This is a genomic window from Frondihabitans sp. Leaf304 (assembly GCF_001423105.1).
Lineage (GTDB): Bacteria > Actinomycetota > Actinomycetes > Actinomycetales > Microbacteriaceae > Frondihabitans.
In genome coordinates this window covers 1671522-1687011 of the sequence record NZ_LMNV01000002.1, presented here as the reverse complement: position 1 = coordinate 1687011, position 15490 = coordinate 1671522, and the positions used below count along the sequence as shown (strand labels likewise).

The window sequence follows — 15490 nt, the reverse complement described above, 5'->3', positions numbered from 1 at the left end:
GCGGTCGCCGCAGCGGACCTCGACAAGCTCGGTCGCCCGCTGTGGCGATCGTGTCGCGTCCGCGGTGTTCGCTAAGCGCGACGCGGTCGCCGACCGACATCTGCGAGGGTTGGGGGCATGACCTCACCTCGCACCATCGACGGCACCGTCTTCGACGCCATCCTCTTCGACATGGACGGCACGCTCATCTCGTCGACCCCCGCCGTCGAACGCTCCTGGGCCCGGTGGGGCCGCGAGTACGGGCTCCCGGTCACCTTCCGGGAAGACGCCGGCCACGGCAAGCCGGCCCGCGACATCGTCTCCCAGTTCGTCCCCGCCGACGAGATCGACGCCGCCTACGCGCGCATCGTCGAGATCGAGGTATCGGAGGTGGACGACATCGCCGCGCTTCCCGGAGCCGCCGAGGCTCTCGCCGCTATCGGCCCCGACAGGTCGGCAATCGTGACGTCGAGCTCCCGGATCCTCGCCGACGCGCGCCTCGCCGCCAGCGGACTCGATCGGCCCGCCACCGTCGTGACCTTCGACGACGTGTCGCGGGGCAAGCCCGACCCAGAGCCGTTCGTGCTCGGAGCGACTCGCCTCGGATTCGATGCCGCGCACTGCCTCGTGGTCGAGGACGCCGTCGCCGGCTTGCAGGCGGGACGCGCCGCGGGGGCCGCGACGCTCGCGGTCGTCGGCACACTCGAGGCGTCGCAGCTCGACGCCGACCTCGTCGTCTCCGGGCTCGACCGTGTGCGGTTCACGCTCGTGGCCGGGGGCGTCCGCGTCGAGCTCGTCTGAGGTGCGGTGCGTGCTCTCACCCACGATCTCGCGCGAATGCGGCTGATTGAGCGGCGGACTCGCCCGATTTCGTAGGGGGAGAGCCCGAGATCGGTTCGGCTCTACCCGGCCAGCTCCGCGGTCGCGGGCACTGCGCCGTACATCGCGACGAACGTGCGGATCTGCGTCGCGACGTCATGGAGCCCGTCGACTCTCAGGTGGGGCACGCCGGGCGCCTTGATCACGTCGGGGGTCAGGAACACGTGTGGTCGGGCGATCTTGTCGAGGTCGCGGTCGGCCCCTCGGAGGGTCATGCGCGCGACGACCTCGTCGGCGGGGGTGTCGACCCAGACGAGAGTGACGCGGTCGTCGTCGACGCGGAGGCGCTCCGCAACGGTCTGCCAGGAGGCCGGAAAAGTGCGCTCGGAAGTGAACGGCGCGACGATGACGACGTTGACGCCGACCTCGAGGATCTCAGCTGCCGTGTCGAAGAGGCACTGGTAGCGGACATCGTTGACGGTCGCCCGCGTCGGCTTCTCGGCGGTCGGCACGTCTACCAGGAACTCGCCGCCGACGTACTCGAACAGCGGGTTGGTCACCGTGTCGAGATCGAGAAGCGCCCAGCCGAGGTCGCGGGCGAGCTCCTTGCCAAAGGAAGTCTTGCCGCTGGCCGGGACGCCGCACACGAGAATGGCCCGGGTCGAAAGAGATGCGGGGGCGTTCAGGGGTGTCGTGGACATCGTCGTTGGTCTCCTCGGTGTGTGTTCGCAAGCGGTGGATCTCAGGCTATGTCATCGATGACATAGACCAATCATCCGATGCACTGTCATCGATGTCAAGCTCTAGTGCCCGGCGGCTGCGAGGGCCGAGATCGCCGGGATCGGCCCCTCCGCGAGAAGCATTCCGCGAGCGCTCAGATACCTCGCGCGGAAGCGCGACTCCGACCCCAGATCGCCGAACACCTCCGCCACGTCGAGCAGGGCCCCCGGGTCCGATTCCTCCCGCCGTGCCGCGGCGACGATCCGGTCGTGCCGGCTGTCGACCACGCCCTCGTCGCGTGACAGGTAGACGCTCCAGGCGGCCACCACCAGGCAGATCCGTTCGATCGGCCCCTCCGAGACGAGCTGGTCTCGGAGCACCGGCAGGAGGAATTTCGGGATCCGCGCGGAACCTTCGACGACCTGCCGCGCTAGCGTGTCGGCTATGGCCTCGCTCGAGAAGCGTTCCAGCAGTTGCCGGCAGTAGGCGTCGAGATCGATGCCGGGAACGGCGTCGAGGGTCGGAATGGCCTCCTCGTGCATGTAGCCGAGGAGGAAGGCGCGGAATCCCTCGTCGCGGCAGGTGTCGTGGACTGTGGTGAATCCGGCGAGGAGACCGAGGTACGACATGGCCTGGTGCGAGGCATTGAGCAGGCGCAGCTTCATCAGCTCGTAGGGCTCGACGTCCGGCACGATCTGCACGCCTACCTTTTCGAAGGCAGGTCGGCCGAGTGGGAACGCGTCTTCCAGAACCCACTGCTCGAACGACTCGGACAGCACCGGCCACGCGTCGTCAACGCCCCAGCGTGAAGCGACCTCTGCTCGTCCGGCGTCGGTCGTGGCCGGAGTGATGCGATCCACCATCGAGTTCGGGAAGGCGACAGTGGCCTCGATCCAGTCGGCCAGATCCGCGTCGATGAGGCGGGCGTACGAGGTCAGGGCGACCCTCGCGACCGTGCCGTTGCCGGGGATGTTGTCGCACGACATCACCGTGAACGCTGCCAGGCCGCGATCGCGACGACGGCGAAGAGCCTCGGTCAGGATCCCGAACACGCCGCTCGGCCCCGGGCCCCCCTCGACTCGGGCTGCTGCGAGGTCGGTCGCCACCGCGGCGTCTGTCTCGTCGAAGGCTCCCGACGAGTCGTCTACCGGGTAGCCGGCCTCGGTGATGGTGAGCGAGGCGATGCGGGTCTGCGCCGACGCAAGCCGTTCGACCACCAGGTTCGAGTCTTCGGGTGCGAACAGGTAGTCCATGATCGAGCCGATCACGGTGGCCGACGCCTCGCCGTCGGGCGATCGCGTGACGAGTGTGTAGAGGTGGTCCTGCGCCTGAAGGGTGTCGCGCATGGCGGCGTCACCCGGCAGGAGCCCGACGCCGCAGATGCCCCAGGTGGCGGCGGCGCTCGGATCGCTCCGGAAGAGCCGGTCGAGGAACATCGCCTCGTGCGATCGATGGAAGGCGCCGACGCCGAAGTGGACGATTCCCGTCGCGGCAGCGTCGCGGGGGTACTCGGGAATGGGGAGTCTTGAGGTGAGAGAGGGCAGTGCGGCGGTGGTGAGGCGGGTCATGGGGGCTCCTCAGGAGGGGTCAGCGAGTAGTCGACGTCGATGTCGGGGGCACTGCGGGTGCCAACGGAGTGGCGGGCGGTTCGAAGGTCAGAAGCAGGTCGGCGGCCTCGCGCGTCGACTCGACGAGGGCGGCGTTGGGTTCGTCGACGCCGGTCACCCAGGCGTCGGCGGCGGCCGCCTCGTGTCCGAATGACAGGCGCCGGGCGAGAAGGCGCCGGTGCCTTTCGTCGGCATCGACGTCGACGAACCACGCCTCGTCGAGGAGCGGCCGGACGCCGGCCCAGCCATATGTGCCGAGCAGCAGGTAGTTCCCCTCCGTGATGACGAGCGGAACGTCGGCCGGCACAGCGACGCTCGATCCGATCGGCTCCTCCAGTGCGCGGTCGAAGACGGGGGCGTAGATATCGGCTTCGCCCGGCCGTTGCGCGCTCAGGCGGCGAAGCAGAGCGCTGTAGCCGTCGGTATCGAAGGTGTCGGGGGCGCCTTTTCGATCGTCGCGGCCGAGGCGCACAAGCTCGGCGCCGCCGAGGTGGAAGCCGTCCATGCCGACCAGCACCGCGTCTGGCCCGAGCGCATCGAGGAGGGCGGCGCTGAGTGTCGATTTGCCAGCGCCGGGGCTGCCGGTGAGGCCCAGGATCCTGCGCTCCCCGTTCGCGATGAGTCGCCGGGCTCGCGCTACGAGCTGGTCGAGAGAGTACGGATCTGCGCTGGTCACTCTCGAACCGTAGATTCCACGTGTCATCGATGTCAAGATAGTCTTCGGTTCGTGACATCGATGTCACGAGTACAACGAGAAACGGAGAACCCCCATATGGCCGATTTCACCGGGCGCACAATCCTCGTCACAGGGGCAAGCGGCGGCATCGGCGGCGCGACAGTGCGACGCCTCGTCGCCTCGGGCGCCGACGTCATCGCCAGCGGAAGCACGGGTGAGGGTCTCGAGCCCATCGTCGCGGAGACCGGGGCGCTGTCGCTCCCGTTCGAGCTGACGAGCGAAGACAGCATCAGAGAGGCGCTCGAGGGCCGCGATCTGTGGGGTGTCGTCAACTGCGGCGGCTGGGGCGGCGAGATCGCGGGCCCTGTCGAGACCGACATCGACGTCTTCGACAAGGTCATCGCCATCAATGCCCGCGGATCGCTGCTCGTCACGAAGTACGCGGCGGCGTCGATGATCCGACTCGGAAAGGGCGGTGCCATCGTGAACGTGTCGAGTCAGGCGTCGCTCGCCGCGCTGCCCGGTCACATCTCGTACGGCTCGTCGAAAGCCGCCCTCGACAACATCACCCGCGTCTCCGCCCTCGAGCTCGGCAAGCACGGCATCCGGGTCAACGGCGTGAACCCGACCGTCGTCATGACCGAGATGTCGGCCTGGTACTGGGGCCGCCCTGACATCGAGGGGCCGTTCCTCGAGCAGATGCCCCTCGGCAAGTGGGCCACCGAGGACGACATCGCCGGCCCCATCGAATTCCTGCTGAGCGACGACGCTGGAATGATCAGCGGCGTCTCGCTGCCGATCGACGGGGGCTACACCGCTCGCTGAGCCTTGGGTGCAGAGGTGCGGTTAGCGTGGGGGAGCCCCTCGAGCGAAAGGCTCCACCGTGCCCCGTTCCACTCCCTCTGTGCTCGTCGTCGGCGGCGGCGCCGCCTCCGTCTTCGTGACCGTCGCCCTGCGCGAGCGCGCCTCAGTCCTCGGGCTGCCGGCGCCCGAGATCACGGTCGTGGCCCGTGACGTCCCCGTCGGGCTCGGCCTCGCCTACGGCCGTGCCGAGGCGCATCATCGTCTCAACAGCCCGGCGTCGGCGATGAGCCTGTCGCCAGCCGAGCCGGGCGGCTTCCTGGATCATCTCGACGGGATCGGTTGGCGTGACGTCGACGGGTCGGAAGCCAGCGCAGGATCGTTCGTCCCCCGTCAGGTCTACGGCGGTTACGTGGCGGGCGCGTTCCGGGCGCTGCTCGACGACCCCGCGTCGGGAGTCACGGCCGTGCGGGGCGAGGCCGTCTCCGTGGTCGACGTCGACGGACGCTCGGCCGTCACCCTGGCCGACGCCACCGAGCTCCGGGCCGACGTCGTCGTGCTCGCGCTCGGCAACCCGGCCCCGGGACGCGTCAGGGTGCCGACAGCCGGCGTCGGACGAACAGTCGACGATCCGTGGGCGCGCGACGCGCTCGACGGCGTCCGATCGGCCGACCGCGTGCTGCTGGTCGGCACCGGGCTCACGACGATCGACATCGCGACGTCGCTCGCACGGAGACACCCCGGCGTGGTCATGACGGCGACGAGCAGGCATCTTCTTCTGCCGGCGGTGCATCTGGCGGCACCGGTGCCGGCGGGGCCCGGGCTCGTGCGGGGTGACGGCACCCCTCGACTTCCCGAACTCCTGCACGAGTTCGGGCGTCAGCTCCGCGCGGCCTCGGCGGCCGGCGAGCCGTGGCAGCCGGTGCTCGACGGCGTGCGACCGCAGATCCATGCGCTGTGGCGCGGCCTCGACGTGGCTGATCGCAAGCGCTTCGTCGCGCACGTCGCCCGGCGCTGGGACGTGCACAGGCACCGCATGGCGCAGTCGGTCTGGGCGGAACTGTCGGAGCTCATCGACTCCGGCGCGCTGACCCTGTCGGCCGATGTGTCGGGCGAGGAGTTCGACGTGGCCGTGAATTGCACGGGGCCGAACTCCGTGGCGGCTCGCGGCTGGAGTCCGCTCGTCGATGCGCTGCTGTCGGCCGGGGAGGTCGTGTCGGATCCTGCGGGTCTCGGTTTCGACGCCGACGCCTCGGGCGCTCTCGTGACGGCGACGGGCGACGTCTCGACTCGGCTCTTCGCGATCGGTGCCGCGCTCAAGGGTGCGCTGTGGGAGACGGTGGCCGTGCCCGAGGTGCGAGTGGTGGCGACGAGGCTCGCGGAGCGGGTGCTGCCGGCCTAGCCGTGGAGGGTGGTGCCGAGTGCCGCCGAATGCTGTCTGCAGGACAGCGTCGAGCGCATTCGGCGGCACTCGAGGGGGGCTACTCGCCGTCGACGGCGGCGCGCAGTTCGCGGAGGCGAGGCAGCGCTCGCGTGGTCAGCAGCTCGCGGCGCTTCGTCGGGTCGACCGAAAGGGCGTCCTTCCAGAGCGAACGGCCGGCCATCGCACCCGCGGCGCCGTGCGCCATCGCGTCACGCACCTGCACGATGAACGTCTCGTGGTCGACGCCGGCCGAGAGCACGGCCCACGGCACTCCCGCGGCCGCGTCGGTGACGAGGTCGGCACCGGCCGAGGATCCGGGATACTGCAGCTTCAAGATCTTCGCCCCGCAGGCAACGGCCAAGCGTGCTCCGTCGGCGACGAGCGTCGGGAACAGGGCCGCGTAATCCTCGTCGGACTCGCCCTCGAGCTTGTAGGTGAGAAGCTCGACGATCAGCAGGATGCCCTCGGCGGCGCACTCGGCGGTCAGGGAACGGATCTCATCGGCCACGCGGTCGTCCAGGCCCTGCTTGTCGGGGCGGGTGTACCAAAGCATCTTGGCGACGTCTCCGCCGAGTTCGCGGACTCGACGGGGGTTCATGCCAGGGACGTAGTTCGTGTACTTGAGCCCGTTGACGGTCTCGAAACCCGAGGCGTCGAGACCGACGACGAGGGCCGTGTCGCGGGCGAGGATGCCCTGGTCGGGAATCGCCGGGAGGGCGACCTCGGGGTCGAGAAGGATCGCGGGGCCGTGGTTGGCCAGGTGGCGGACGAGGTCGGCCTTCGCTTCGGCGAGCTCCACGGTCGTGATGGCGGAGGTGCCGTTCGGGGCATCCTGCATCACGGCCTTCATGCTGTTGCGCTGGTCGGCCGCGACGATGAGCATGTGCCCGTCGGGAGTCGAGATCGCGGCGAGTCCGCGGCGCTCCTGAGTCGTCAGGTCGTTGGTGGTGAGGGTGTCGATCGTCATTGCTCTCTCCTTCTTCGGGCCGCTTCGTCGCGGAGCATGTCACCGATGACATCAGTGAAGCATGACTTCGATGACATGGCAAGGAAACACTGGCATTGGCCGCTCGACCGCTAGCCTTGACCCCTATGCACTATTCCCGAAGCGCGACCGTCATCGGCCTCCTTGCCCTGACGCTCTCGACCTTCATCGCGATCACGTCCGAGCTGCTCCCGGTGGGTCTGCTCCCCGAGATCGCGGACAGTGCGGGAGTCCCCGTGGGCACGGCAGGCCTCACCGTCTCGGTGTTCGCCGTCTGCGTCGCGATCCTGGCCGTCCCACTCGCGCGCGCCACCGACCGATTCCCGCGCAAATGGCTTCTCGTCGCGACGATCGTCTGCTACGCGGTCTCCGACCTGATCGTGGCCTCGTCGAGCGACTTCGCCGTGATCCTCGCCGGTCGCGCAGTCGGGGGCATCGGGCACGCGGTGTTCTACTCCGTTGTCACGAGCTACGCGGCCCGCCTCGTGGCGCCGCACCTCGTGGGTCGCGCCATGACCGTGGCTTTCGCCGGAGGCTCGCTCGGCAGCATCTTCGGTGTTCCGATCGCCACAGGGATCGGCGTCGCCTTCGACTGGCGAACTGCCTTCGTGGTCATGGCGCTCGCGGCAGCAATGCTTGGTGTCGCAGTGGCCCTCTTCCTGCCGAGCGTCGAAGGGAGCCCCACTCCGATCACGGGGACGATCTCGCAGCGGGCATGGTGGCGCGCCGGGTTGATCGCGGTCGGCGCCGTCAACACGCTGCTCTTCGTCGGCCAGCACTTCGTGTACACCTACATCACCAGCCTGCTGCGCGTTGCCGGAGTCACCGGGGACCGCGTCAGCCCGGTGCTCTTCGCCCTAGGTCTGGTCAGCGTCGCGGGGCTCCTCGCCTCGGGTGCCCTTGTCGACCGGCGACCGCGACTGGGGGCGATACTGCACGTCGCGACGATCGTGGGCAGTCTCGGGATCCTCGGCCCGCTCCTCCTGCTGAGCGCGTCGACCGGATCCGGGCTGCCGGCCCTCGGAGCGATCGCCCTCTGGAACATCGCGTTCGCGGGCGTCGGCACCTTCATGATGACCGCGGCCATCCGTACCGGCATCGCGTCGCCGAGTGTTGCGGGAGCCTTCGTCAACAGCACGAGCAACGTCGGCATCACCGTGGGATCCGCCGCCGGTGGTCTCGGCCTCGCGCTCGGCGGCCCCGAAGTCCTCCCTGTTGCCGGCGCTGTCGTGTGCGCCGCGGCCCTGGTCGTGCTCATCGTCGCGCGGCAGGGGTTCCCGTCGAAGCCCCATCGCGAGCTCAGCCTCAATACGACCGGATCGATCCGAACGGTGCTGCCGCCGCGTTCGCGTCGCTGAGCGCTGCGGCCCTGCCTGCGCCCGCTCGGGTTGCCGAGTGCCGCCAAATGCCGCGTGCGGGCCGGTGCAGCGGGCATTTGGCGGCACTCGGCACCGCGGGGTGGGGCCTGGGGCGTGTGCGAGTTCGCGAGTGCCGCCGAATGCCACGTGCGGCCCGGTGCAGCCTGCAATAGGCGGCACTCGGCACTCGGCGTCCGCGAGCCGACGGACGCCACTCGACGACATCCGTCGGAATACGTCAGCGCTCCGACCGTTGGGCCCAGCATGGCCTCGAACGAAACTGCCCCGTCCACCCGCACCGCCCTCGTCGTCGGCGCCTCCGGCATCACCGGATCGGCGCTCGTCGAGCAACTCGTCGCCGAGGGCTGGGAGGTGCTGGCGCTGTCTCGCCGCGCGTCCTCCGCGCCCGGCGTCCGCGGGATCGCCGCCGACCTCCGCGACCCCGCGAGCCTCGCCGCCGCCCTCGCCGACGAACGCCCCACCCACGTCTTCTTCACGGCGTGGCAGCGCCAGGCGACTGAGGCCGAGAACATCGCGGTCAACGGCGGCATGGTGCGCGACCTGCTGGCGGCTCTCGCGCACGCACCCCTGCAGCACGTCGCGCTCGTCACCGGTCTCAAGCACTACCTCGGACCCTTCGAGGCGTATGCCGCGGGCGAGATGCCCGACACTCCTTTCCACGAGGAGGAGCCGCGCCTCGACACCCCGAACTTCTACTACGCCCAGGAGGACGAGCTGTTCGCAGCCGCCGCGACGCAGGGCTTCACCTGGTCGGTGCACCGCTCGCACACCGTGATCGGCTACGCCGTCGGCAACGCCATGAACATGGGATCGACGATCGCCGTCCAGGCGACGCTGGCGAACGAGCTCGGCCTCGACTTCGTGTTCCCGGGCAGCGAGGCGCAGTGGAATGGCCTCACCGACATGACCGACGCGGGCGTTCTCGCCGAGCAGATGGTGTGGGCGTCCACCTCGCCGAACGGCGCCGACGAGGCATTCAACATCGTCAACGGCGACGTGTTCCGCTGGCGCTGGATGTGGCCGCGCCTCGCCGCTCGCCTCGGCGTCGACCCGGCGCGCGTCGTCGGCTTCGAGGGGGAGGCCCGTCCCCTCGAGGAGCAGATGCGCGAGCACGAGTCCGCCTGGCCCGCGATTGCCGAGAAGTACGACCTCGCCGAGGCCGACATCTCGCGCCTCGCGTCGTGGTGGCACACCGACGCCGATCTCGGCCGCGCCATGGAGGTCGTCACCGACATGGGCAAGAGTCGCGAGGCCGGATTCCTCTCGTTCAAGCGCACCGAGCGGGCGTTCGCCGAGCTCTTCGAGCGGTACCGGGCCGAGCGTCTGATCCCGTGATCGGGTAGCCGAGGATCCTGGTCTCCCGCGGCTACGAGAATTCGTGCACGGTCTGCAGTGATTAGTTGACAACGGTCAACGACAGGCGGATGATTGACGCAAGTCAACCATTTGGGCTCAGTGTCGCGCCCCCGCACTCACCACTGGAGTTACCGAATGTCACACGCACCGAGCGGAAAGGCCGAAGCGCTCAGCTCCGACTCACCCGCCGCCATGTCTCACCGCCAGGTGATGGAGGCCCTCTCAGGCCTCCTCCTCGGCATGTTCGTCGCGATCCTCGCGTCGACCGTCGTCAGCACGTCGCTGCCCAAGATCATCTCCGACCTCAAGGGCGGCGAGAGCGCCTACACCTGGGTCGTCACCTCGACTCTGCTGGCCACGACGGTCTCGACCCCGGTCTGGGGAAAGCTCGCCGACCTCGTCAACCGCAAGCTGCTGATCCAGCTCGCACTGGTCGTCTTCGTGCTCGGCTCGGCCCTCGCCGGCTTCTCGCAGAACCCCGGCACGCTCATCACGTTCCGCGTGCTGCAGGGTCTCGGCGCCGGTGGCCTCACGGCCCTCAGCCAGATCATCCTGGCCGACATCATCAGCCCTCGTGAGCGTGGCCGCTACATGGGCTACTTCGGGGCCGTCCTCGCGGTCGGCACGGTCGGTGGCCCGCTCATCGGCGGTGTGCTCACCGACACCCTCGGATGGCGCTGGAACTTCTTTGTGGGCGTGCCGTTCGCTGTAGCCGCCATCATCGTGCTCCAGTTCACCCTGAAGCTCCGGAAGATGCCGAAACGCAAGGTCTCGATCGACTACCCCGGCATCATCACGATCGCCGGCGGTGTCTCGCTGCTGCTCATCTGGGTCACTCTCGCCGGCAAGAACTTCGACTGGATCTCGGTGACATCGTTCGTGATGGTGATCGGCGCCGTGATCCTTTTGGTCGCCGCCGTGCTCATCGAGCGTCGCGCCGTCGAGCCGATCCTGCCGATGACGCTGTTCCAGAACCGCACCTTCTCGCTCGCCGTCATCGGCTCGATCGCCGTCGGCATCGCGATGTTCGGCGCCACCGTCTACCTCGCGCAGTACATGCAGCTCGCTCGCGGTGCAACGCCGACCCAGTCGGGTCTGCTGACGATCCCGATGATCGGCGGTCTGCTGATCTCGTCGACCGTCGCCGGAAACCTCATCACCCGCTTCGGCAAGTGGAAACCGTTCATGGTCGTCGGATCGATCGCCCTCGTGGTCGGCCTCGCCCTGATGGGCACGATCCAGTACGACACCTCCTACCCGCTGGTCGCCGTCTTCATGTTCATCACCGGTGCCGGCGTGGGAATGGTCATGCAGAACCTCGTGCTCGTCGTGCAGAACACGACCGAGCCGAAGAACATCGGTGCGGCCTCGGCCGGCGTCGCGTTCTTCCGCTCGCTCGGTGGTGCGCTCGGCGTCTCGATCCTCGGCACCGTGCTCGGCAACCGCGTCACTACCCTCCTCGACGGCAAGCAGGCCGAGCTCGGCAAGGCCATCGCCGGCCTCGGCGACAAGGGAGCGGCCGTCGCGAAAGAGCTGTCCAGCGGCACCATTCCCGCGGTCAGCAGCCTCCCCGACGGAGTGCGTCAGATCATCGAGTCGGCCTACGGCCAGGCCGTGGCGAATGTGTTCCTGATCGCCGCACCGATCGCGATCCTGCTCGTTCTCGCCGTGGTCTTCATGCCCAACAAAGAGCTGACCTCGAAGACGGTCGCCGAGCGCGATGCCGACGGCGACACCGACCGGGGTTACGGGGCGCACGCCGCCGAGACCACCGACGACGGTTCGGTCAGCGCGGATTCCCAGGAGCGTGTCGGGGCCCGTGCGTCACACTCCTGACATGACTCTCGATCGCCCGTCGCCCGCCGGTTCGCCGGTGGGTGGCGCGGCCGGAGCCGAGGCCGACCGCCTCGAGCAGCAGTTCGGTCTTCTGTTCGACGCGTACCGTCAGCGCCTGCGTCAGCGGGCGACCGAGATCGACCCGTCGCTCCAGCCGTCCGGGTACCGCACCATCGTGACGCTCATCAATCTCGGCCCGACCGGAGCCACGCACCTCGCCGACGCCCTCGGGTTCGACAAGAGCGTGCTCAGCCGGCAATTGCACCAGCTCGAATTGCTCGAGCTCGTCACCCGAGAGCAGGATCCGGCGGACCGCCGCGCGGTCATCATCCACGCCACGCCGGTCGCCGTCGCCCGGGTCGAGGCCCTCAAGACGCTCGAGCGCGATGAGTTCCGCGACCGCCTCTCGCAGTGGGAGGCCAGCGAGCTGAGCGACCTGATTCGCCTGCTCGCGAAGCTGAACGAGGCGTAGCCCCTTTCGACTCCATCTTCCGCTCAGGACACCACCCATCGGCGGTGTCTTGAGCGGAAAGTGGTGTCACGCCCTGGGCAGCTACAGGTCGAGCCGTCGGTCGTGCCAGTAGAACTCGCGATCGTGGTCGTTGATCTCACGCACGACGCGGCACGGCACGCCGACCGCCACGACGCCCGAGGGGATGTCGCGGGTGACGACGCTGCCGGCGCCGATCACGGTGTCGTCGCCGATGGTCACGCCCGGCATGATCTGGGCGCCGCCGCCGATCCAGACGTTGCGACCGATGCGGACCGGGAGGTTGAACTGCAGCCCCTTGGCACGGAGCTCGGGCAGGATCGGGTGCCCAGCCGTCGCCACCACCACGTTGGGCCCGAACATGACGTTGTCGCCGACGTGGATGTCGCCGTCGTCGACGAGGGTGAGATTGAAGTTGGCGTAGATGCCGCGACCGAAGTAGGCGTTGCGACCGGCCCAGTTCGCGTGCAGCGGCGGCTCGATGTAGCAGTCGTCGCCGATGGCGCCGAACATGCGCTGCAGCAGCTCGGAACGCTCGGCGGACTGCGACGGCCTTGTGGCGTTGAAGTCGTAGAGCAGCTCGAGCGCCGCCTCCTGATCGCTGGCGAGCCCGGGTTCGTTGGGGTCGTAGACCAGGCCCTGTTGCATGCGTTCGCTGTTGTCCATGCGGTTATCGTCGCACCCGGCCTGGCTGGCAGACGTCATGCGGACTTCCGGACTCGCCGCGGCGAGTCGGACAGTCCGCATGACGTCTGCAAGCCGCAGCGGCAGCGGCTACGCGGCCCGTCGGCGGCGCACCGCGACGAGCGACGCGACACCGAGTGCGAGCAGCAGGGCGCCGAGAGCCGCGAGTGGCGCCGGTTCGGAGCCGGTGTAGGCGAGGGCGGTCGGTGCTGCGGCTGCGGCGTCGGGGTCAGTGGCGGTGCCGCCGGATCCTGCGGTTCCGCCCGACCCTGAGGCGACGTCACCGTCACCCGAACCGTCACCCGACCCGCCGTTATCGCCGTCACCTGCGCCGTCACCCGGCGTGGTCGGCGCCTCCGACGGGAACGACCCCACGCGGAACGAGAACCCGTCGGTGTCGTTGTCATCGGCGTAGAAGGTCAGTCGGGCGCCGTCGACGGTGGTAGCTGCCGGGGCGATCGCGAAGCCCTCGTTCGCGAGTGCCGGGTCGGCGTTCGCGGGGGCGTTGTAGAGGGTGTCCTGGACGAAGGATCCGGCGGAGTCGATCGAGAACAACGCCGTCTGGCCCGCACAGGCGTCGTCGCACACGACCCACAGCTGCCCGAGATCGGCGTCGAACTGCACGTCGGCGACGACCCCGAACGTCGTGGGGATCGTGGCGATGCGCTGGAACGAGCCGTTCGACATCAGCGCGTAGGCGTAGACGCTCGCGGTGCCTTCGACGCCGACGAAGAAGAGTCCGTCGCCGTGACCGGCGTAGTCGGCCGGGTCGTACTCGGCGCCGGTGCTCTCGTCGGCGAAGCCCGCATCGGTGAGGAACGAGTCGGGAATCCAGGTGACACCCTCGAGCCCGGCGTTCGCGCCGATCGTCGGGAAGTCGGCGGCGAGGTTCCACTCGGCGGTCGCGTTCAGCACGGTCGCCGAGGTCGACGGGTCGTAGCGGAGCACCGACGGGCGGCTGGTGCCCGAGACGTCGTTGTTGCGCTCGGACGAGACGTATATGCCGCCGGCGGAGGAGTCGTCGGCCACCGTGACGCCCTCGGCGTCGACCGTGCCGGTGCCGTCGGCGTAGTGCAGCACCTTGCCGCCCGCCCAGCCCGCGGTCGTGGCCGGAGCCCAGCCCCCGGCGCCGTCCGAGACGATCTTGTAGAGCCGGCCGGTGCCGTTGTCGACGCCCCAGATGGTGCCGTCGGCCGCCGAGCCGGACGGCTCGTAGTCGAGGCCGGACAGGTCGCCGGTGTAGGTCGACTCGTCATCGAGGGGTGTCTCGTCGGGGCTGCCGGGCCACTGCTCGGCCACGGCCACGCCGTCGAAGAGGTTCGCGCTGCCCTTGCTGGGCTCGGAGGTGGTCTCGAAGTCACCCGTGCCGTCGGGGCTCCGGCCGTAGGTGGTTGCGGCGTGCTCGGTCCAGTCGTACGAGTCGACGAGGGTCGTGCCGTCGGCGAGGAAGAGGCGCGCCGAGTCGGCACCCCCGAGACCGAAGTCGAAGCCGTTCGGCGTGCTGTCGGTCTTCTCGTCGAGCACGACGAAGGCGCCCGGAGCGATGCTCGTGCCCGCCGGAACGGCGTACGAGTCGGTGTCTTTGTTGTCGCGGAACACGTAGCCCGACACGTCGACGCTCGTCGCACCGATGTTCGTCAGATCGACCCAGTCGCCGGGTGTGCCGCCGTTCGACTCGACCTCGTTGATGCGCACCGGCGACGAGCAATCGTTCGCATCGCCCTTGGTCGAGGTCGTCGTGGTGGTGAAGTCGCCGGTGCCGTCGGGGCAGCGGCCGTAGGTGACGAGGCTGTGCGTGGTCCACGAATACGTCGCAGCCAGGGCGTCGGCCCGGTCGTACAGGCTGACCGAGTCGGCCGCTCCGAGGCCGAAGTCGAAGCCCTCGGGGTCGGTCGTCGTCGCCTGGTCGATCACGAAGTAGTCGCCGGGGTCGACGATCGATCCGGCCGGAAGACGGTACTTCGCGTGGCTGGTGTCGCTGTCGACGAAGCCGTAGCCCGAGAGGTCGAGCGCCGTGTCGGAGGTGTTTGTGACCTCGACCCAGTCGGTGTCGTCGCCGTTCGACTCGACCTCGTTGATCGAGAGGCCGTCGGCGTTCGCGGCGGGGTCGGCCGGAGCAGGGTCGGCGGGTGTTGGGTCGGCGGGGTCGGTCGGGTCGGTCGGCTCAGGATCCGGCACGGCCGTCTCGAAGGCATTCGCCGCGTTCTTCGTCGACGCCGAGGTCACCGCGAAGCCGCCCGTGAGGTCGGGGGAGCGCCCGTAGGTCGTCGCTGCGGCCGTCGTCCAGGCATACGAGTCGACGAGCGTCGTGCCGTCCGCCTCGAACAGGCGTACCGAGTCGGCGCCGCCGAGCCCGAAGTCGAAGCCGTCGGGCGTCGTGGCGGTCACGGTGTCGACGGTGAGGTAGCCACCGGCCGCGATGAGCGAACCTGTTGGCAGCACAAAGGTGTCGGTGTCTTTGTTGTCACGCAGGATCATGCCGCTCGCGTCGATCGCGCTGGCGGTCGGGTTGCCGAGCTCGATCCAGTCGTCGGGAGAGCCACCGGACGATTCGATCTCGTTGATCACGATGTCGCTCGTCGCGGCGGAGGCGGGAGCTGCCGTGAGGAGGACGAGGCCGCTGAGGGCCAGCGTGCCGGTGAGCGTCAGGGCTCCGGCGCGAAGAAGAGGCGGGCGCATGGTGGTCCGTTTCAGTGGAGGAGCGGCCATCGTCGCTGACCGAACGAAATGGTTCG

At 69.0% G+C, this 15490-nt stretch carries 13 protein-coding genes; 7 read left to right on the top strand and 6 right to left on the bottom strand.

Translation table 11 applies throughout. The features are described 5' to 3' along the window. Window positions 1–117: 117 nt before the first annotated feature. Window positions 118–780: an HAD-IA family hydrolase gene (locus ASF54_RS07515; RefSeq protein ID WP_055960552.1), complete on the top strand. Its 663-nt coding sequence runs from the start codon at window positions 118–120 to the stop codon at window positions 778–780. Between the two features lie 101 nt (window positions 781–881). On the opposite strand, the gene ASF54_RS07510 is transcribed toward ASF54_RS07515, so the two are convergent. From ASF54_RS07510 to ASF54_RS07500, 3 genes are all read right to left on the bottom strand, one after another. Next, the gene (locus tag ASF54_RS07510) at window positions 882–1499 is read right to left on the bottom strand and encodes an AAA family ATPase (protein WP_055960550.1); all 618 of its coding nucleotides are present in this window, start codon (window positions 1497–1499) and stop codon (window positions 882–884) included. A 102-nt stretch (window positions 1500–1601) separates the two neighbouring features. Beyond that, a complete protein-coding gene (locus ASF54_RS07505; RefSeq protein ID WP_055960549.1) occupies window positions 1602–3086 on the bottom strand; it encodes a mannitol dehydrogenase family protein in 1485 nt (494 codons plus the stop codon). A gap of 19 nt (window positions 3087–3105) precedes the next feature. Continuing rightward, window positions 3106–3801, bottom strand: coding sequence for a nucleoside/nucleotide kinase family protein (locus ASF54_RS07500; RefSeq protein ID WP_235480967.1), 696 nt, complete (start codon window positions 3799–3801; stop codon window positions 3106–3108). Between the two features lie 96 nt (window positions 3802–3897). On the opposite strand from ASF54_RS07500, the gene ASF54_RS07495 reads away from it, so the two are divergent. Together ASF54_RS07495 and ASF54_RS07490 are read left to right on the top strand one after the other, a co-directional pair. After that, window positions 3898–4626 carry an SDR family oxidoreductase gene (locus ASF54_RS07495; protein ID WP_055960545.1) on the top strand — a complete coding sequence of 243 codons (729 nt, stop codon included), beginning with the start codon at window positions 3898–3900 and terminating at the stop codon, window positions 4624–4626. Window positions 4627–4684: 58 nt separating this feature from the next. After that, window positions 4685–6004, top strand: a complete 1320-nt coding sequence (locus ASF54_RS07490) for an FAD/NAD(P)-binding protein (protein WP_084816023.1) — start codon at window positions 4685–4687, stop codon at window positions 6002–6004. Between the two features lie 79 nt (window positions 6005–6083). Here the strand turns inward: ASF54_RS07490 and ASF54_RS07485 are convergent, their stop codons facing one another. Continuing rightward, window positions 6084–6992, bottom strand: a complete 909-nt coding sequence (locus tag ASF54_RS07485; protein WP_055960542.1) for a tagatose-bisphosphate aldolase — start codon at window positions 6990–6992, stop codon at window positions 6084–6086. 125 nt (window positions 6993–7117) lie between these two features. On the opposite strand from ASF54_RS07485, the gene ASF54_RS07480 reads away from it, so the two are divergent. The 4 genes from ASF54_RS07480 to ASF54_RS07465 all read left to right on the top strand — a co-directional run bounded on the left by ASF54_RS07480 (window position 7118) and on the right by ASF54_RS07465 (window position 12053). Then, window positions 7118–8368: an MFS transporter gene (locus ASF54_RS07480; RefSeq protein ID WP_055960540.1), complete on the top strand. Its 1251-nt coding sequence runs from the start codon at window positions 7118–7120 to the stop codon at window positions 8366–8368. A gap of 264 nt (window positions 8369–8632) precedes the next feature. After that, on the top strand, window positions 8633–9724 hold the full coding sequence (locus tag ASF54_RS07475; RefSeq protein ID WP_055960538.1) for an SDR family oxidoreductase: 1092 nt from the start codon (window positions 8633–8635) through the stop codon (window positions 9722–9724). 213 nt (window positions 9725–9937) lie between these two features. After that, window positions 9938–11581: an MDR family MFS transporter gene (locus tag ASF54_RS07470; protein WP_084816164.1), complete on the top strand. Its 1644-nt coding sequence runs from the start codon at window positions 9938–9940 to the stop codon at window positions 11579–11581. A 1-nt stretch (window position 11582) separates the two neighbouring features. Beyond that, on the top strand, window positions 11583–12053 hold the full coding sequence (locus ASF54_RS07465) for a MarR family winged helix-turn-helix transcriptional regulator (RefSeq protein WP_055960534.1): 471 nt from the start codon (window positions 11583–11585) through the stop codon (window positions 12051–12053). 81 nt (window positions 12054–12134) lie between these two features. Here the strand turns inward: ASF54_RS07465 and ASF54_RS16955 are convergent, their stop codons facing one another. Then, window positions 12135–12737 (bottom strand): sugar O-acetyltransferase, encoded by a 603-nt coding sequence (locus ASF54_RS16955; protein ID WP_055960532.1) that lies wholly within the window; start codon window positions 12735–12737, stop codon window positions 12135–12137. Window positions 12738–12845: 108 nt separating this feature from the next. Then, window positions 12846–15434 carry a lamin tail domain-containing protein gene (locus ASF54_RS16075; protein ID WP_162237108.1) on the bottom strand — a complete coding sequence of 863 codons (2589 nt, stop codon included), beginning with the start codon at window positions 15432–15434 and terminating at the stop codon, window positions 12846–12848. Window positions 15435–15490: the final 56 nt, after the last annotated feature.

Excerpts from the sequence above, each read along its gene's own strand:
- ASF54_RS07510 (WP_055960550.1), bottom strand. The coding sequence starts at position 1,499 with ATGTCCACGACACCCCTGAACGCCCCCGCATCTCTTTCGACCCGGGCC.
- ASF54_RS07495 (WP_055960545.1), top strand. The coding sequence starts at position 3,898 with ATGGCCGATTTCACCGGGCGCACAATCCTCGTCACAGGGGCAAGCGGC.
- ASF54_RS07515 (WP_055960552.1), top strand. The coding sequence starts at position 118 with ATGACCTCACCTCGCACCATCGACGGCACCGTCTTCGACGCCATCCTC.
- ASF54_RS07465 (WP_055960534.1), top strand. The coding sequence starts at position 11,583 with ATGACTCTCGATCGCCCGTCGCCCGCCGGTTCGCCGGTGGGTGGCGCG.
- ASF54_RS07470 (WP_084816164.1), top strand. The coding sequence starts at position 9,938 with ATGTCTCACCGCCAGGTGATGGAGGCCCTCTCAGGCCTCCTCCTCGGC.
- ASF54_RS07505 (WP_055960549.1), bottom strand. The coding sequence starts at position 3,086 with ATGACCCGCCTCACCACCGCCGCACTGCCCTCTCTCACCTCAAGACTC.
- ASF54_RS07480 (WP_055960540.1), top strand. The coding sequence starts at position 7,118 with ATGCACTATTCCCGAAGCGCGACCGTCATCGGCCTCCTTGCCCTGACG.
- ASF54_RS07485 (WP_055960542.1), bottom strand. The coding sequence starts at position 6,992 with ATGACGATCGACACCCTCACCACCAACGACCTGACGACTCAGGAGCGC.
- ASF54_RS16955 (WP_055960532.1), bottom strand. The coding sequence starts at position 12,737 with ATGGACAACAGCGAACGCATGCAACAGGGCCTGGTCTACGACCCCAAC.
- ASF54_RS16075 (WP_162237108.1), bottom strand. The coding sequence starts at position 15,434 with ATGCGCCCGCCTCTTCTTCGCGCCGGAGCCCTGACGCTCACCGGCACG.
- ASF54_RS07475 (WP_055960538.1), top strand. The coding sequence starts at position 8,633 with ATGGCCTCGAACGAAACTGCCCCGTCCACCCGCACCGCCCTCGTCGTC.